The organism is Paraburkholderia sp. 35.1 (assembly GCF_050436525.1).
Taxonomy (GTDB): Bacteria; Pseudomonadota; Gammaproteobacteria; order Burkholderiales; family Burkholderiaceae; genus Paraburkholderia; species Paraburkholderia tuberum.
This window is the reverse complement of record NZ_JBNDMJ010000002.1, coordinates 159,635-177,487: the sequence shown is the minus strand read 5'-3', so window position 1 is coordinate 177,487 and position 17,853 is coordinate 159,635. Positions and strand designations below refer to the sequence as shown.

General features: G+C 61.1%; 16 protein-coding genes and 1 pseudogene. 10 read left to right on the top strand and 7 right to left on the bottom strand.

Annotation, left to right across the window (positions count from 1 at the left end; genetic code table 11):
* Positions 1-41: 41 nt before the first annotated feature.
* The 3 genes from OKW27_RS06695 to OKW27_RS06685 form a co-directional block, all read right to left on the bottom strand.
* Complete coding sequence (locus OKW27_RS06695; protein WP_429332992.1) at positions 42-836, bottom strand: alpha/beta fold hydrolase; 795 nt, start codon at positions 834-836, stop codon at positions 42-44.
* 45 nt (positions 837-881) lie between these two features.
* Positions 882-1,850: a hydroxyquinol 1,2-dioxygenase gene (locus OKW27_RS06690; RefSeq protein ID WP_429332991.1), complete on the bottom strand. Its 969-nt coding sequence runs from the start codon at positions 1,848-1,850 to the stop codon at positions 882-884.
* Between the two features lie 167 nt (positions 1,851-2,017).
* A complete protein-coding gene (locus tag OKW27_RS06685) occupies positions 2,018-2,995 on the bottom strand; it encodes a LysR family transcriptional regulator (protein ID WP_429332990.1) in 978 nt (325 codons plus the stop codon).
* A gap of 316 nt (positions 2,996-3,311) precedes the next feature.
* Here OKW27_RS06685 and OKW27_RS06680 point away from each other — a divergent pair, with 316 nt between their 5' ends.
* Positions 3,312-4,520 carry an FAD-dependent oxidoreductase gene (locus tag OKW27_RS06680; RefSeq protein WP_429332989.1) on the top strand — a complete coding sequence of 403 codons (1,209 nt, stop codon included), beginning with the start codon at positions 3,312-3,314 and terminating at the stop codon, positions 4,518-4,520.
* 341 nt (positions 4,521-4,861) lie between these two features.
* Positions 4,862-6,100: a PucR family transcriptional regulator gene (locus tag OKW27_RS06675; protein WP_429332988.1), complete on the top strand. Its 1,239-nt coding sequence runs from the start codon at positions 4,862-4,864 to the stop codon at positions 6,098-6,100.
* A gap of 20 nt (positions 6,101-6,120) precedes the next feature.
* Here OKW27_RS06675 and OKW27_RS06670 read toward each other — a convergent pair whose 3' ends face one another.
* The 4 genes from OKW27_RS06670 to OKW27_RS06655 all read right to left on the bottom strand — a co-directional run bounded on the left by OKW27_RS06670 (position 6,121) and on the right by OKW27_RS06655 (position 10,437).
* Positions 6,121-7,074, bottom strand: a complete 954-nt coding sequence (locus OKW27_RS06670; RefSeq protein ID WP_429332987.1) for a 3-hydroxyacyl-CoA dehydrogenase NAD-binding domain-containing protein — start codon at positions 7,072-7,074, stop codon at positions 6,121-6,123.
* A 35-nt stretch (positions 7,075-7,109) separates the two neighbouring features.
* Complete coding sequence (locus OKW27_RS06665; RefSeq protein WP_429332986.1) at positions 7,110-8,315, bottom strand: acyl-CoA dehydrogenase family protein; 1,206 nt, start codon at positions 8,313-8,315, stop codon at positions 7,110-7,112.
* A gap of 55 nt (positions 8,316-8,370) precedes the next feature.
* Complete coding sequence (locus OKW27_RS06660) at positions 8,371-9,117, bottom strand: acetoacetate decarboxylase (RefSeq protein ID WP_429332985.1); 747 nt, start codon at positions 9,115-9,117, stop codon at positions 8,371-8,373.
* Positions 9,118-9,210: 93 nt separating this feature from the next.
* A complete protein-coding gene (locus tag OKW27_RS06655) occupies positions 9,211-10,437 on the bottom strand; it encodes a CaiB/BaiF CoA transferase family protein (protein ID WP_429332984.1) in 1,227 nt (408 codons plus the stop codon).
* A gap of 388 nt (positions 10,438-10,825) precedes the next feature.
* Here OKW27_RS06655 and OKW27_RS06650 point away from each other — a divergent pair.
* The 8 genes and pseudogenes from OKW27_RS06650 to OKW27_RS06615 all read left to right on the top strand — a co-directional run.
* Positions 10,826-11,020, top strand: a pseudogene (locus OKW27_RS06650) (c-type cytochrome); the annotation flags it as partial.
* A 21-nt stretch (positions 11,021-11,041) separates the two neighbouring features.
* On the top strand, positions 11,042-12,745 hold the full coding sequence (locus OKW27_RS06645) for a c-type cytochrome (RefSeq protein ID WP_429334561.1): 1,704 nt from the start codon (positions 11,042-11,044) through the stop codon (positions 12,743-12,745).
* A gap of 7 nt (positions 12,746-12,752) precedes the next feature.
* Positions 12,753-12,944, top strand: a complete 192-nt coding sequence (locus OKW27_RS06640) for a hypothetical protein (protein WP_429332983.1) — start codon at positions 12,753-12,755, stop codon at positions 12,942-12,944.
* 41 nt (positions 12,945-12,985) lie between these two features.
* Positions 12,986-13,555 (top strand): cytochrome C oxidase subunit II, encoded by a 570-nt coding sequence (locus OKW27_RS06635; protein ID WP_429332982.1) that lies wholly within the window; start codon positions 12,986-12,988, stop codon positions 13,553-13,555.
* Positions 13,545-15,167: a b(o/a)3-type cytochrome-c oxidase subunit 1 gene (locus OKW27_RS06630; RefSeq protein WP_429332981.1), complete on the top strand. Its 1,623-nt coding sequence runs from the start codon at positions 13,545-13,547 to the stop codon at positions 15,165-15,167. The genes OKW27_RS06635 and OKW27_RS06630 overlap by 11 nt, the downstream gene beginning before the upstream one ends.
* The gene (locus tag OKW27_RS06625; RefSeq protein WP_429332980.1) at positions 15,164-15,961 is read left to right on the top strand and encodes a c-type cytochrome; all 798 of its coding nucleotides are present in this window, start codon (positions 15,164-15,166) and stop codon (positions 15,959-15,961) included. The genes OKW27_RS06630 and OKW27_RS06625 overlap by 4 nt, the downstream gene beginning before the upstream one ends.
* 13 nt (positions 15,962-15,974) lie before the next feature.
* Complete coding sequence (locus OKW27_RS06620) at positions 15,975-16,901, top strand: NAD-binding protein (RefSeq protein WP_429332979.1); 927 nt, start codon at positions 15,975-15,977, stop codon at positions 16,899-16,901.
* A gap of 331 nt (positions 16,902-17,232) precedes the next feature.
* Complete coding sequence (locus tag OKW27_RS06615) at positions 17,233-17,661, top strand: DUF3331 domain-containing protein (RefSeq protein ID WP_429332978.1); 429 nt, start codon at positions 17,233-17,235, stop codon at positions 17,659-17,661.
* The last annotated feature ends 192 nt before the right edge of the window (positions 17,662-17,853 follow it).

Sequence of the window (17,853 nt, the reverse complement as noted above, 5' to 3'; positions counted from 1 at the left end):
ATGAGGGCGGCGAAGCGGAGGCGCTTATGCGCGTGATGCTGTTACGCGTGTGCCACGGCCGCCGGAACTTCCGCGTCGCCAGTGGCTGTTCCGACGTATCGCTCAAGCTCGGAGAGCGTTGCTGCCGGTGTTTCGATCATCGGGTAATGCCCGGCACCACGCAACACCTGTAACTTCGCATGGCGATACCATTGCAGGGTCGTCTCGCGAGCGGCCGCTTCCGTGCAGTTGGGATCGTATTCGCCCACCAGTACCAGGATAGGCGTGTCGAGTTGCTGCACTTCGGCGTGGACGTCGGTCCGACTGGCGTCGAGCGCGTAGCTCGCGAGCGCGGACCCGTCAATCTCTTCCCACGTCTGGGCGACGAGCGCACGCGCCACTCCGGATCCGTAACGGTTCCCGGTGCCGCCAGCCACTAGCGCTTCACGCTTCTCGTGCGACGCCGCCAATGCCTGCATGAAGGCGAGCCTTTGCGGATCGCCATTCGCGCCTTTCGCACTCAGTCCCGCTATCGAAACGATTGCATCGACGCGGTCTGGCAACGCAACTGCGAGCATTTGGGCGGAAAGCGCACCAAGCGAATGACCTGCCACCGCGAATTTGTCCCAGCCGAGAAACTCGACGAGTCTCACTGCATCGATCACCACCTCGCGCAGCGTCATCAGTCCCGGCTCGGCTCGCGCATTGCCGTAGCCGCGATATTCGGCCACAGCGTACTGAAATGCGCTGAGATCGGTATAGCGCAGCATGTCGTCAAAGGAGTCGCGTGTGCCAATCAAGCCAGGGAACAACAGCACCTTGCGCGGCCCGTGGCCGAAGAGCTTGAACGATTTCACAGTGTCCTCCCCGCCACGTTGGTTTCACTTACACGGTTATGCTGATCAGACATGGATGGGATCCTCCACTTGCATCAGCGCGCGCAGTTCTTCGTGGGAAATGTCGAATTGCGGGGAAATTTTCAGCTCGGTGCCGAGCTCGGTGCCGAGCTGGGATTCCTCTTCGTCCATCTTGAAGCCGAGCGATTTCGTCGCCTCGAACATCACGCCACCCGGCGTGCGCACGTAAATCGACTCGAAGTAACCACGATTTTTTCGATCGGAGAAATCGGTGAAGCCCATGCCTTCCGTGTCGAACTTGACGCGGGCCTGTGCGTCGTAGTTCGGCACGTCGAACGCCCCGTGATGGATGATGCCTTCCGCGAGCGTCCACATTCCTTGGCGCATGTCGGGTTCATGCAGAATGTCGATGCGGCGTCCGGCGCCGCCCGCACCTGCTTCATAGCGCGTGTACTTGCCATCGCTCATCGTCGGGCGGAAATACCACGCGTTTTTCAGGAAGACATCCATGTCCTCGAACTCGCGTACTATCGCCGTCCAGTTGTGAAAGCCACGGACTGCATATTGCTCGGGCACATACTCCGATTTCCATGGCTTGCGGTTGTCGGTCGGATCCTCGACGACTTCGAAGTCGATCCCGGCATGCACGACGCGCAGATACTTTTCACCGAAGCGCTCTGACTCCTCGACGACTTTGACGTCATTTTTGCCAAAATGCTCGCGCCAGAAGTCGATCGAACCTGCCGGGATCGAATAGGCGATCGCAGTAAACTGAGCCGAACCCTTGCGGCCCGAGAGGCCTGTGCGGCGCATCGGGAACGTCGTCATGACGGTGCCCGGGGTGCCATCGGCATCGCTGAAATAGAGGTGATAGATGGGAATACTTCCGTCATAGAACAACGTACGCTTAATGAATCGCTGCCCAATCACCTTGACGAAAAAATCCACGTCGCCTTGTGCAGTCGACGTGCACAGCGTGATGTGATGGAGTCCTTGAATCAGCCCGTTTCCCATTGTGTCTCCTCATCAGAAAAGAGCCCGGTTGGCGGCAGTCAACGGTGTATGTGCCGGCGGGCTTGTAGGGCAGTATGGAGGGCGGGGGCGCCAATAACCATCGTCACCTGGTAATGGAGCGAATGCAAAATCGGCATATAGCGCTAGCAAGGTGCGCTGCCAGCGCTTTACGGTTCCGAGGAATCGGCCGCCAATGTGCCTTCGGTCGGGGCCTCGTCGTCGCGCACCACCAGCGAATAGATCAGATCGCGAAACCACTTGTTGGCCGGATCTTTGTGAAAGCGTTCATGCCAAAACTGGCGTGCGACGAATCCGGGGATCGAGACCGGCAACTCGAGGATCTGTGCCTTCACCAGCTCTGCCAGCTGTTCGCCGGCGCGCCGTGGGAGCGTGAAAAGCGCATCGGAACTCGGCAGCGTCGTGAGCACGGCGAGAAAGTTCGGGAAGGTGACGGTGAAGTTGGCAGCAGGAACATTGTCCAGAAGAAAGCGTTCCAGTGCCTCGTAGCCGCTGGGCAGCGGGGCGACGAGCGCATGCGCCGCGGACAGATAGGCGTCTTGCGTCAGCGGACTTCGTAAAGTCGGATGCCCGGCGCGCACAAGACAAACATAGGTCTCGTTGAACAGACGCCGCTGGTAGAACGGCAGCCTGTTGATTGCGAAGCTGCCCATGGCGAGATCGACCTCGCCATCCTCCATCATTTCCTCGACCCCGTGCCGTGGGGCGAGTGTCGCCCTCACGCGAATGCCGGGTGCATGCTTCGCCAGATATTGCAGGAGCTTGGGCAGCAGGTATGCTGCGCCGAAATCCGTCGCCGCGAAGCTAAAGGTGCGCGCAGACGTGGCGGGATCGAACTCGCCAGGGCTTTCGAGTGCCTCCTGCATCAGTTGAATCATTGCGGCGATCTTCGGAGCGAGTTCGCGCGCACGGGGCGTCGGCGACATGCCGCCGGAAGTTCGCACGAATAGGGGATCCCCGAAATATTGCCGTAGCTTTGCAAGCGACTGGCTCATCAGCGGTTGACTCATGCCGACGCTATCGCCCGCCACTGTCACGCTGTTTTTTCGCATCACAGCGTCGAAAACGGCAAGCAACCGCAAGTCGAGCGGCGCGCCGATACCATTTTGCACCACGATCGGTTTCATCCTCACCTCCTCGCACTGGGAGGATCGTCGTATGCGCTCGCGCCAGCGTCAATCGGGAGCGACACCATAGGTGATCATGCCTGCACGCGCCGTTCATGCGGATTCGGAATGGCGCGAATGCGGTTTCTGGCGTGGACATCATGCAAGCGAGTCGCTACTTTGCAGGGGCAGCACACGATAGCCACGCGTCCTTGATGTCGCCGGGCTATGTCTTTACGCCCGCTCAACGGCACGCGTGCCATCGTGCCAGGACCTGATTTCTCAAACGGGCCGACATCGCTCGGCGGAACTCACCAACTTACAACCAAGAGGGAAGATGCGCAACGAAAAAAAAATCGCCATCATAGGTGCCGGCCCGGTCGGCTTGACCACAGCCCTCGGCCTCGCACGGCGTGATGTGCCCTGTGTCGTGTACGAGGCGGGTGAAACGGTTGGCCGCGAACAACGCGGTGCCGCGTTTCACCCGCCGACACTCGAGATGCTTCGTTCGCTCGGCGTCGAATCGGCTTTGATGGAGATGGGACTGCGCATTCCGGTGTGGCAGATGCGTGATCGTGTCGACGGCGTATATGCCGAGTTCAACCTTGGCTTGCTCGCCGACGTCACCGATTTCCCGTTCCGCTACCACTTGCCGCAGTACTATTTGTCGAATGTGCTCCTCGACGAGCTGCGTCGCCAGCCCAACGTGGAGTTGCGTTTTGGCGAAACGCTCCAATCGGTCGAGACTGACGGCAATTCGGCGCGTCTCATCGTTTCAAATGCGGCGGGTCAACGTGAGACGCACGTGCCTTGGGTGGTGGGCGCAGATGGGGCGCGAAGCACGGTCCGCAAGACGGGTGGGTTCACGTTCGACGGTTTTACGTGGCCCGAGAAGTTCCTCGTCACAAACGTACGCGGTTCCCTTGAGGACCTTGGTTACACGGGTACGGCCTATGTTTCTGATCCCGACGCATGGGCCGTCGTGCTCAAGCTCTATGACGAATCATGTGATGATCTCTGGCGCGTAGCCATGCCGGCCGATCCAGAGACAGACGACGACACGCTGCTCACCCCAGAGAACATACACGACCGCCTAAAGGAAGTGCTCGGCACAGACAAATCGTTCTCGCTTGTCTATTCGGGTACGTACCGGGTGCATCAACGGGTTGCAGACACGTTCGTCAAGGGGCGCATCCTGCTCGCCGGTGATGCCGCTCACATCAATAATCCAATCGGTGGTTTCGGGCTCAATGGCGGCATTCACGATGCGTGCAGCCTCGCGAACAGGCTGGCGGATGTGTGGCAAGGCAAGGCCGGACCGGAACTGCTGGAACTGTATTCGCGTCAGCGGCGTACCGTTGCCCTGGAAGTCGTGCAGAAGAACAGCATTCGCAACAAAAACCTGATGGAGGAACGTGACCCGGAAGTGCGCCGCCGCAATCAGAAGGCACTGCGCGACATCTCACTGGATACCCAGAAGAGCCGGCAGTATTTGATGGAGACGTCGATGATCAGTTCGATTCACCGCGCCGAGCAAGTCAATTGAGCTTGTCTGGCAAAGGGAAAACTGATCGGTGCCACTGGTGTACACCGGCAAGTGCGGAGTATCACCAGTCATGCTGATCGCTGCTTCGCCAACCTGTCCGCATGGATGCAATGCATGCGCCAGTTGACTTGGTGGCTAATGGTCTCGTTACGCTTGGGATTGAGCACCGGTTGAGCCGCAGTTGTCCCGTTTCCGTGAATCCGTGCGCCTCGGCTCGGCGCCCGGGTTCCCGAAGTTGGGCGACGCCTTGATCGAGTTCCGGCGTTTGCCTCCGCCCCGCGCGGTGCGTTTGCGCCCGATCACCTCGCAAGAAGCGTAATGAACCAAATGGAGAAGTAGCCATGCCCACGACCATCCCTGAAATCAGCAGCCGCTTACGGGAGAAGACAGTAGAGCTCGCGGCGGACCTGTCGCCAATCGTCGATCGCACATTTGCAATATTGACCCCGATCGACGGGTATCGCTCGCTCGCGCCTGCAGTAAAACGTGATGTGTCTGAGTCGGTCGGGCTAGCCGCCCGCGTGTGGTTCGAAGCGCTGCTATCCGGTGAACCCTTGTCCGCGCGCGACGCCGACGTTTTTCGAGAGATCGGGCGCAGGCGCGTGCATCAACGGGTTCCACTGCCTTTCACGCTTCACGCGGTGCGCATCGGCTTGCGCGAAATCTGGCGCACGCAGGTCGCATTGGGTGAAGCGGACGGGGAGCTTGCCAACGAACTACTCTTCAAGGTCTCACCGTTCCTGTTTGACTATTTCGATCTCGTCGCGCAGGCGATTGTTCAGGCTTATCTTGCCGAGCAGTACGACCAGGCGGGCTGGCGCGAATCGCTTCTGCATCAACTCTACAGCATCGTGTTTCATTCCCCCGGCGACGTGGAAGGGTTTCGGGCAACGGCGGAGGGGCTGGGTATGGACTTCGCGGCGCCACGTATCGCGCTTGCTATCGACACGGACGTCGTGGAGCACGGACTTGTCTCCAGAGAGGATGTGCTCGACCGTATCGTGTTGGCCGCAGCGCGCCACCTAAACACGGCGCCGGGCAATCTGGTGCGCGCCTGGCATCGCCAGCGGCTGATTCTCTGGGTGCCGTGCCCGCTGGGTGACTCGGTGAGCCGCGGCGACCGGCTGGTCACTCAGAGCGCGAAGGCGCTAGCGAGCGCATTGCCGCAGCTCCGCCACATCGGTATTGGCTTGATGAACGAAGGGCCGGCCGGCTGGGCGGCGTCGGTGGAGGAGGCGATGAGGGCGCTCGACTTCGCGAAAAATGACGGTGCTCGCGATCGCGTGCGCTCGTGGACGTCCATCGTAGTCGAAGAAGGCGCGCGTCGAGCAGACAACGCGCGACGGTACCTCGCCTCACTGCTGGATCAGCTGTCAAACGAGTCGGGCCTTCTCTCCACGCTCGAAACCTATTTCGCGAAAGGGCAGCGCCGCGGCAAGACGGCCGATGCATTAAACATCCATCCGAATACCTTGAACTACCGCATCGAACGTATTGAGGCGCTGCTGGGCGCGAGCCTCGACGACGTATCCTGGGTCGCGAAGCTCAACGTTGCGCTCCAGCTGCGCCATACGGCATAGAACGGAAATTGAAGGCTTGATTAACCGCTGGATGGCGGCTGCTCACCGCTTTGACGCAGCTGCAGCAGGCGCAGCAGCATCTGGTCGCGTTGCGCCTCAAGCTCGTCCACTGACTGGCCCGATGCTTCGCGACCTGCGCCCTCGACGATCATCTGCTGCACGCTGGGTGTCAGTTCAGGCGAACCCAGCACCTTCCACCATGCGGTCATCGGGCCGGTGAATTGATCGAGGAAGTGCTCGATACCGCCCTGTCCTCCACCGAGATGAAACAGCAAGGTCGGCCCCATCAATCCCCAGCGAAGGCCCGGACCCCAGCATACCGCGGCATCGGCGTCGGCCACGCTCACGACGCCTTCGGACACAAGATGGACTACCTCGCGCCACAGCGCCGCCTGCAGCCGGTTCGCGACATGGCCGGGCACTTCCTTGCGCAGGCGAATGGTGCGCTTGCCGAGCGACGTGTAGAAAGCCGTGACCTTGTTCACCGTGTCCTCTGACGTCCTCTCGCCGGAGACGATCTCGACGAGCGGGATGAGATGCGGCGGGTTGAAAGGATGCCCGATTACACAGCGTTCGGGATGCAACTTGCAGCCCGCCTGTATTTCGCTCATCGTGAGACCGGACGAGCTGGAGGCAATGGGCACGTCCGCGGGGAGGAGGGTGTCGAGCTGTTCGTAAAGCGTGCGCTTGAAGTCTATCCGCTCGGGACCGTTCTCCTGAACGAACCCGGCCCCCGTCACGGCCTGCTGCAAATCGCGCGTGAACGTGAGACGTGAGCGAGACGCGTGCGGAGCAAGGCCCAGCGCTTCAAGTGCCGGCCACGCAGCATCGATATATTGCTGTAATCGCTTCTCGGCGTCGGGTGCGACGTCGGTGGCGATGACGTCGAGTCCCTTCGCAAGAAACAGTGCGGCCCAGCTTGCGCCGATGACGCCTGTGCCGATTACCGCAACGCGATTGATTTGAGTCGTCATGGAAACACCTCTTGTAGTCAAATGCGCACCCGCGGTTACACGAACGCGCTGAAACCGGTAATCGCGCGCCCTACGATTAGCGAGTTCATCTCACGCGTGCCCTCGTAGGAATAGAGCGCTTCGGCATCGGCGACGAAGCGGCCGACGTGATGGTCGAGCAGAATGCCGTTCGCGCCGAGGAGCTCGCGCGCCCAGCCAACCGTCTCGCGCATGCGCGTCGTACAGACGCCCTTGGCCATGGAGGCGTGCTCGTCCTGCATGATGCCTTCGTCCTGCAGTTGCGACAGCCGCAGACACAGCGCCTGGGTTGAGGTGATATTGCCGAGCATGCGGAACAGCAGATCCTGAATGAGCTGAAACCGGGCGATGGGGCGGCCGAACTGCTCGCGTTGTTGCGCATAGCGCAGCGCATGCTCGTATGCGCCTGTCGCGCAGCCAACCGATTCCCATGCCACCGCGGCACGTGTCATCTTTAGTACCTGCGCCGTGTCCTTGAATGAGTTCGCATTTTGCAGGCGATTGGCTTCGCTGACCTGACAGTCGGTAAGCGTGATCAGGCCGTTCTGCACGACGCGCAACGCCATCTTGTGCTGGATCTTGTCGACGTGGAAGCCAGGGGACTTGTTTTCAACGATGAAGCCCTTAACCTGATTGTCCGTGACGTCGCGCGCCCAGATGATCGCGAGATCGCCCCACGTGGCATTGCCGATCCATTTCTTCTGGCCGTTCAGGATCCACATGTCGCCTTCACGGCGAGCCGTTGTCGTCAGACCGCCCGCTGCGCCCGAGCCGACGTCGGGTTCTGTCAACCCGAATGAGCCGATCTTGTTCATCGCGGCCATCTCAGGCAGCCACTCGCGCTTTTGCTCCTCCGAGCCGCAGATCGCAATGGACCCCATCGCAAGCCCGGTGTGAACGCCGAAGAACGTTGAGATCGACGCATCTACTCTCGCAAGCTCCATCATGATGAAGCCCATCAACGTGGTGCTCTTTCCCGGGCAGCCGTAGCCCTTGATGGGCAACCCGGCGATACCCAATGCCTGGAATTTCGGCAACAGCTCGAACGGAAACTCGTCGCGGCTCCAGAAATCATTGATTATCGGCTGGACCTCCTGCTCCATGAACTTTCTCACTTTGAGCCGGAGCTGGTTGTCTTCGTCGGAGAGCGTTCTTGTCAGTTGGTAGAAGTCGCCGTTCGGTTCCGGAAAGGCGTGCGGTGCTGCTTTCGAAGAAGTGGTCATGACAGGCATTGGCAAAGGGTGGGCGGGTACCGCCGAGAGGCGAGTAAGACGGAATTCAAGCCGTGGCGTGCAGATAGTCGTGAACGACCTCGCCGTTGCCGAGCGAGAGGTCGGCAAGCACGTGCACGGCGGAGAGCACTTCAAGTACGGGAAGCTGCGATACCGGTGCGAAGCAGTGCGGATGCAGTTCGAGCGATGCAGGTCCTGCCCACGCGCCCTTGATGTTCAGATCGAACGCGCGGTAGCGGACCAGTTCGCACAAGCGCACCGAACCGTCCACATGCGGAATGATCTTCAGGAGGAAGCCGGGGCTTTCGATAGATTTCCTGACTGCGGCCACATCGAGCGCGTTGTATTTGTAGGCCATGGTCGCTGTCGCGACGCGTACGCCGTTATAGTCGAGCGTGCCGACGAGGCTGTCGTTGCGGATCTCGAGCTTTGGCGCGGCGAGCACCTTCGGAAAACCGAGAATCTCGCGTCCGGCCGCAATGCCCGGCAGATTGTCGAGGTACATCGCGTGCGTATAGCTGCCCGCTTCGCCATTGAACGTGACCGGAATCACCTGGCCGGACTCGGTATACGCGCCGAGTCCGCTCGAGTCGGGCATCCGGATGAACTCATATTTGACGATGGGCTCCGCCACCTTCAGCGGCGCGGGCACGACGCGTTCGAGTGCAGCAGGATCCGTGCGGTAGGTGATGATGATGAACTCGCGATCCACGAACCGGAACGGCGGCTTGGGGTAGGCCGGACTGGTCAGCGGCATGGCGAACGCGGATTCGAGTACTTCGTCTTGTGTCATCGGGAATCCCTTGTTTATGTGGCAGGGTGGAGGTGGAGGTCAATGTCCGACGCTTGCGCGCAGCGCAATAGATCTGCGAACTGACCGTGGGTCTCAGGATGCGACGTCTTTCGCGACGGCGCCCGACAACATCAGACCTCCCACCTCCGAGGCGGAGTATCCGAGCGACGCCAGAACGCCCTCACTGTGCTCGCCGAGGCGTGGCGCGCGCCGCGGCGATTCCTTCGACACGTCGGCTACCTGCAGCGGGCTTGCAACTGTGTACTGGGCGCCGACCTCCGGATCTTCAACAGGCAGAAAGACGCGGTTTGCATGCATCTGCGGATCATTGATGATCTCGCTCGCCACCTGTACAACCCCGTAGATGACGCGCGCTGCGTCGAATGTCTTTTTCCAGTCGGACAACGGCCGGCTTGCAAATACCGGATCGAGAATGCCGACGAGATCCGCGGCATGTTGCGCCCGCAACTGGGCGTCCGCGAAGCGCGGATCATCAAGCAGCCCAGGCAGGTGCATTGCGTTCGCGAACCCAGCCCAATCCTTCTCCTGTGCGGCAACGAGCAGCAGCCATCGCTTGTCGGCAGTGCAATACGGATTGAGGAGTGCGTTGGGTGGCGTTTTCCGGTTGTGCTGACCAAAGAAGCGCGCGCCATTGAGGCCGCCTTCGATCCACGCCGCGGCGGCCCATGCACCTTCCGCGATAAGCGATGTGCTCACGTGCGAGCCCTTGCCGGTTTTTTCCCGGCGATAGAGGCCCGTCACGATCGCGGAATACAGCGTGCTCGCCGTCGCGTGATCGCCGATGCCGGGAATGGGCAGCGTGGGTGGACTGTCCGCGTCGTGCGTCACTTCCATCAGGCCGGTACGCGCCCAGTAGGCAGTGATGTCGAAGCCCGGCCGGTCCGCTTCCGGACCTTCGGCACCGTAGCCGGTTATGTCGGCATAGATGAGGCGAGGATTGAGCGGGCCAACCTGCTCATAGGTGAGCCCGAGGCTCTGTTTGACCTTTGGCGGAAAGTTCGTAACGAGTACGTCGGCCCATTCGACGAGACGTGCGAGTACGTCGCGGGCGGCAGGATGCTTGAGGTCCAGGGCGACGCTACGCTTATTGCGGTTCGTGAGCTGCCAGGAGTAATTGCGCTCGCAGATGGGGTTCGGAGGCGTCGCGTAAAAGTAGCGGTATGGGTCACCATTTCCAGGCGGCTCAACCTTGATTACGTCCGCTCCGTAGTCCGAAAGGATCGTGGCTGCCGCCGGTCCGGCGATGTAGCTGGCAAGGTCGACGACCTTGAGGTCGGAAAAGATATTGCCTTGCTGCACGGTACGGTGCCTCCTTGAGCTGTGACTTCGTTAGGGAGACTGGAATGGTTCACCAGTCGTGTCGATTCAATTTATCCGGACCGCGCCCTTAAAGCATTGGGGAAACCCACGAATATGGTTAGGTGTTTCAACAGTTCAGTATCGTTCGGCGGCCATGTAAATTTGACGTCACTGAATTGAACCAACCGCGCAAGTGAAGTGGGTTGCCGGCCAGAGTCTCATGAACTACGCACAGGGATATCGGGGGTCACGTTCAGCTCTAGCGGGCTGTGACCGTCAACAGTGATGTTTTGTCTTTTCCACGATAACCCGTACGAGGAAGCTAGTGACGCATCGCATTGCATTGTTCATCGTCGTGCTGCTGGCGCTTTCCCTGCTAAGCGTGTCCATGCTTCTGTCGAGCGTGTGCGCGTTTGCAGCCGCGCCAGCGTTAGAACCGGCGCCTGACACGATGCACGCACGCGTGCTCGGCTGCGCCGCGTGCCACGGCGCCCATGGCGAGGGGACCGACAACGACTACTTCCCGCGTCTCGCCGGCAAGCCTGCAGGCTACCTGTACAACCAGTTGCAAGCGTTTCGTGACGGCCGGCGCAAATATCCGCCGATGAATTATTTGCTTGCGTATTTACCCGATAGCTATCTGCATCAGATCGCGGGGTATTTCGCCGCGCAACGTCCGCCATTCCCGGCGCCTTCGGCGCCGACCGTCAATGCGCAATCGCTCGCGCTCGGCAAGGCATTGGTGACGGGCGGCGATCATGCGCGCGGCATCCCTGCATGCGTGAGCTGCCACGGTGCGACGCTCACCGGCGTGGAACCAGCAATACCGGGGCTGCTAGGCCTGCACGCCGACTATATCAGCGCCCAACTGGGCGCCGCGCGCTACGGCACGCGCCGCAGCGTCAGTCCGGATTGCATGCACGACATCGCTACGCGCCTGAACGAGCGCGACATTACCGCGGTCGCGGCGTGGCTCGCGTCGCTGCCGGCCCCCGCCAACCCGTCGCCTGCGGCGGCGGGGACGTTGACGTTGCCGCTCAAGTGCGGCAGCGTTCCGGCCGGCGTAGCCGCGCCGCAACCGGTGAGTCATATGGCAGCAGAGGTGGCATCACAGGTGGCGCCACGGGCCACAGGCGACGCCGCGCTCATCGCACGCGGCGAATATCTTGCGCGCGCCGGCGATTGCATCGCATGCCACACGGTGCCGGCGGGAAAGCTGTTCGGTGGCCGCCGGCCGATGGAGACGCCGTTCGGCACGCTGTACTCGCCGAACATCTCGTCGGACAAGGAAACGGGCATCGGCAGATGGACCGCGGACGAGTTCTACACGATGCTCCACGAAGGCAAGTCGCGCGACGGCTCGCTGCTGTATCCGGCCATGCCATTTGCGTCGTATACGAAGGTGACGCGTGCGGACTCCGATGCGATCTACGCCTACCTGCAGTCGGTGCCGCCTGTTCACCAACCGAACCGTCCGCACGAACTGAAATTTCCGTTCAACCAGCGACAGTTGCTGCTCGGCTGGCGCACGCTTTTCTTGCGGCAGGGCGAGTATCGGCCGGACCTGACGCAGTCGGTCGAATGGAATCGCGGTGCGTATCTTGTAGAGGGGCTCGGCCACTGCACGATGTGTCATACGCAGATCAACGCGCTGGGCGGCAACAGCACGTCGAAGCAGTTCCAGGGTGGATTGATACCGATGCAGAACTGGTACGCACCGTCGCTCACGTCGAATCGCGAAGCCGGGCTCGGCGACTGGAGCATTGATGACATCGTGGGCCTGCTTCACGCAGGCGTGTCGAAGCGGGGTGCGGTGTACGGGCCGATGGCCGAAGTCGTGTACGACAGCTTCCAGTATCTGAGCGAAGACGACGTGCGCGCGGTTGCAGTCTACCTGAAAGCGTTGCCTTCGCATTCGGGGGAAGCGCAGCAGAACCCGCCCGGCGTCGCGATGACCGAGGAGCAGAATCGCCTGTCGCCGCTCGGCAAAAAAATCTACGCCGCCCAGTGCGCGACCTGCCACGCCGCGCAGGGGCAGGGCAAGTTGCCGCAGTTCCCGCCGCTCGCCGGCAACCAGTCGATCCAGATGACCTCGTCGGTCAATCCGATCCGCATGGTGCTGAACGGCGGCTATGAGCCGGGCACCAGCGAGAATCCGATGCCGTACGGCATGCCCCCGTTCGCCCAGACTCTGTCGGACGAAGAAGTGGCCGCCGTGGTGACTTACATCCGCACGGCATGGGGCAATCACGGCACACCCGTGAGCGTGAAGGAAGTCAACGCGTTGCGCCCGGCACCGATCTTTTGAGGTAGCGATGATCGAATCCCCTCTCCTTTCAGGCGACGGCAGCGCCGCCTCCGACGAAGAAGCAGACCGCGTCGAGCAGATCGTCAGCAGCGGCCCGCGCGGCGCGATCGCGGTGGCCGGTATCGCGACGGCCATCGTGATTGGCATGTGGTACGCGTTCTACTTCCTGGTGTTCCTGCCGCGCGGCGTCATCCATTAAGCGAATCACTCAAGCGAACCTTCATCGAACCAGACAGCGCTATGTCGAACCCTATTGTTCCCGACCCGCACGCCTCCGCTGCAGTCGCCGCGCGCATCGAGCGCCGCTGGGCGGCACTCGTGGTGCTGCTCATCGCGAGCATTGTCGCGATGGTGATCTTCACCGGACTGCACTGGGCGATGATGCCGCCCTCGCGCGTCGAGACGATCCGGCCGGAGACGCTGAACATCGCGGGCGAATTCATCGAGAGCAATCTCGGCAGCGCGCTCGAGACCGATGGCTCGGTCACCGTGCGCATCATCGCGCAGCAGTATTCGTTCACGCCGCAGTGCCTGCTGGTTCCCGCCGATACACCGATTACTTTTCGCGCGACGAGCGCCGACGTCGTGCACGGCTTTCTGGTCACCAGCACCAACATCAATTCGATGGTCGAGCCCGGCTATATCTCCACGTTCAGAACTACCTTCCCGGAGCCGGGCGATCACCTGATGCCGTGTCACGAATATTGCGGCACGGGCCACCAGGGGATGTGGGCGCACGTGGAGGTCATCGACAAGGACAGGTTCATGCAAATGGCTGCCAATTCGCGGAGGCTCAGCTGTGTTAAATAACAGGCGACTCGTACTCTCGCATTTCTGGCTCGCCTTCGGCGTGTTCGGCATGGCGCTCTTGCTCGGAGCATGGCAAATGTATGTGCGCAGCCCGCTGCATCCGTGGCTGCGGGACCCCGAGATCTACTACCGCTCGGTGACCGAGCACGGCACCGTGATGGGTTACGTGTTCCCGACGCTCATTGCGATGGGCTTCGGCTATGCGGTCACCGAGTTGTCCCTCAAGCGCGGGCTCGTCGGCCTACGCTGGGCGTGGGCCGGGTTCGTGCTGGTGGCGGCGGGCGCGGTCATGGCCTCGACCACGGTCGCGCTCGGACTCGCCTCGGTGCTTTACACGTTCTATCCGCCGATGATCGGCAACGTGTTCTATTACCTCGGCGTGGTGCTGGTGGTGGTGGGCTCGTGGATCTGGGTGGCGCTGATGTCGGTGAACCTCGCAGCGTGGAAGCGCGACAACCCCGGCAAGCCGGTGCCGCTGCCGATGTTCGCGAGCGTGGCGGCCGCCTATCTGTGGGGCTGGACCGCGGTGGGCGCGGCCATCGAAATCATCTTCCAGATCCTGCCAGTCGCCTTCGGCTGGAAGACGACAATCGACGCGGGGCTTGCACGCGTGTTCTTCTCGTGGACGCTGCACGCGATCGTCTATTTCTGGCTGATGCCGGCCTACATCGCGTTCTACACGATCGTGCCGCGCGCGATAGGCGGACGGCTCTATAGCGATGCGATGGCGCGCATCTCGTTCATCCTGTTCCTCGTGGTCGCGATGCCGATCGGGCTTCATCATCTGTTCGCCGATCCGCAAGTGGGTTCCGGCTTCAAGTTCCTGCAGTCGGTGTTCACGGCGCTGGTAGCGGTGCCGACGCTGCTGACGGTGTTCACGATCTGCGCCTCGGTCGAGATCGCGGCGCGCCTGCGAGGTGGCAAGGGTACATTCGGGTGGATTCGCGCCCTGCCTTGGGACGACCCGCAGATGCTGGCGCTGGCGCTCTCGTTTGTGATGCTCGGCTTCGGCGGCGCGGGCGGCCTTATCAACATGAGCTACCAGCTCGACTTGACGATCCACAACACGCAGTGGATCACCGGGCACTTCCACCTGATCTACGCGGGCGCGATCGTCATCATGTACTTCGCGATCGCCTACGACCTGTGGCCGCAGATCACGGGCCGCGCAATGGGGAACTGGCGGCTCATGCGCCTGCAGCTGTGGCTGTGGTTCATCGGCATGATCGTGCTGACGTTCCCGTGGCACTGGGTCGGCATTCTGGGCATGCCACGCCGCATGGCGTACTTCGACTACACCGACCCGGAGATCGCGGCGCAGGCGATCTGGGTGGTGATGTCGGCGATCGGCGGCTTCATCCTCGTGCTCTCGGCGATCCTGTTCTTCGTGATTCTGATCCAGGGGCATCGCAGCGAAGCCGCCGCCCCTGAGGAATACCGCTTCAGCAGCGCAGTGCACGAGCCGCGCACGTTGCCGGTGGCGCTCAACGGATTCGCGCTGTGGCTCACGCTGATGGTTGCGCTGACGGTGCTTAACTACGGCTATCCGATCGCCCAACTGATGGCGCGGGGCGATACGGTGCCGGCGATTCGGATTGGAGCCGGGCGATGAGCGACGAACGCCTGTTCTCGTGGAGCAACCGGTGGTTCAAGGCGAGCGTCGGCGCCACGGCTGCGGTGTTCGTGTTCAGCGTGGTGGTGGGCTTTGTGTGGTTGCCGTCGGTGCAGCGCGATCCGCAGTTTCAGGGCATCTGGAACGCGATCTGCAGCGCCGCGGGGGTGCCGCAAAACTGGCTGAGCGACGGCATGCCGGTCGCGTCGAAAGTGCAGTTGAGCAAGGTGGAGCTCACACCGCAACTGCTCGCCGGGGCGGAGCCGTTGTCGATCGGACGCGGCGCGACGCTCGCGCTGCGCTGCACGATGTGCCACGGCGAGCACGGCATGAGCGGGGCCAACACGCCGAATCTCGCGGGCCAGTACGCGATCGTGGTCTACAAGCAGTTGCGTGACTTCGCGGACGGCGCGCGTCAGAACGCGGTGATGTCGCCGATGGTGCGCTCGCTGACCGATCAGGACATGCGCGATCTCGCGGCGTACTACGCTTCGCTGCCACGGCCGGCGCCGAGGCGGCCCGTCAACGGTGTGCTTGCGCCGGACATCGTTGCCCACGGTGCGCCGCTGCGCAACATTCCGGCGTGCGCGGCGTGCCATGGCGGGATCGACCACAAAGTGGGGAGCCCCTGGCTCGACGGTCTGCCCGCTGCGTACACGAAAGCGCAGTTGCAGGCGTTTGCGGATGGCACGCGTCACAACGACATCTCCGGCCAGATGCGCAACATTGCGCGGAACATGACATCTGCGGAGATGGCCGAGGCAGCGTCGTGGTACGCAAACCTGACACGCTAACCGGGCCCGAGCAATGGAACAGCGCTTTACGCTTCATTCGACGGTTGATGTTCGGTCGATTGACGATCGATTGCGCTGTGCGTTCGCGCATCGTGCCACGCCGTTGGCAGAGTCTTCAGCTGGACCGTTCGAGGAACATATGTGGATCTTTCGTATTGACGAACCGCGTCTTGGAGCCATCCGGATTCGCGAATGGCGGCGCCGCGCGCGGCACACGGTCGGCATGCTTGCCCTGCTACTGGGGGGCACAACAGTTGGGCTTCTCTTGCTCGACCAATCGAATGCTTCATTCACGAAGAAAATCTTTACGGCCTTGTGGGACGGAGTGAGCCTCGTCGCTACACTCGGCAGTTTCTCAGAATTCGACGAGCATCAGAAGTTGTTCATGCTGGTGGCCATGTTCTCTACGTTGCTGGTTGGCGGGTTTGCGGTGTCGAGGCTCACCGGAATGCTGTCTGGCGACGACGTGATGATCTATAGGGAGAACAGGGTCATGGAACATAAGCTCGAACATCTCTCCAACCATGTTGTGATCGTCGGGTTCCACTCGCTGGGCGAACTTGTCGCAAAGCGCCTGCGAGAGGCAGGGGAGACGGTTCTCATCCTCGTCGGCGATCAGACTCAAGCGGACCGCGCAGCGGATCGCGGCCACGTCGTCGTGCTTGGGCTGCCTGGGGTATTCGACGACGCACTCAGGCATGCGCGGTTGGATAGCGCCAGAGCGCTTGTCGTGACGACCCCTGACTCCAACAACAATCTCGCTGTCACCCTGATGGCACACAGAATCAACGCCTCACTCGCGATCGCGGTGTCCGGGGAGAACGCACTGCGAAAGGACCTGCTAGAGAGCGCTGGCGCGAGCACCGTGCTGATCGCAGACGAACTCGTTGCAAACGCGCTGGTTGGCGAACTTGCTGAGCTCGTCGGGATTGCGAAATGAATCCTGCCGGTCCGATCGATGGATGCTTGCATCGTATGCCGGTCCAACTGGGAACATTTCCTGCCACGCCGGCGCAACTGCCGCATCGGATGACTGCACACATTGCGTTCTGGACGCCGAGACCGTGGGCGTCGAGGTGGATGCAGCGTAGCGGTCTCCGTTCGAACAATTTGAGGATCAAGCAGTGGACATACAGAATATTCGTTGTACTGGTATCAACATGAATTCAGTTACCTATACAAACGCGAGCGGGAACCGGGAGAGTGCAGGCCGCGGATCTTACAGTGGCGCCACGCGGGTAGTGCGCAACAACTGCGTTGGAGCCAAATAGATGACCAGTCACGCAGAAGACGACATCGTTCGACGCGCATTAGTCGGCGTATTGATACCAGACTTCGACACACTTGAAGCTACGGTTAAACCGTGTTGCCTCCCAAAGAAACCGTTGCGTTCGACGAGGTGGCGACCGGATGGCTCATTCAAATCCGTCGAGGTTGTCCGGCAGCCGGCAAATGTGTCTGTCCTCGAGCGTTTGTCGTCGAAGTCACTGAGCGTGTCGTGGAGCGATCCGTGTACAGGCCGTTATGCTGATCAGATTTGGCGATTCGGTCTTGCGCAGGTTGACTCATTTTGCGCGTTGACGGGGAGGCCGATCCGTCGCGGTGATCCAGTGTTTAGACCTCGCTTAAGCTCAACGAGGCTTCCCGCCAATCACAACCGGATGATTCTCGCTTCTGCGATACCAGATATACCTGTGTGATGCCGTTCCATCCGTTCTTGACCAATGCTGGCGTTACTGTGGCATTTGGAATGCTTAATAGATTTTCAAAATGGCACCGGAATTAAAGTTATGAACTACATGCATCGAAACGAGATGATTGTGAAGGCGGAGCTATGTAGAAGTACTAAATTGAATGGATTGTTATGTTACTACGCGATCACCACGGGATAG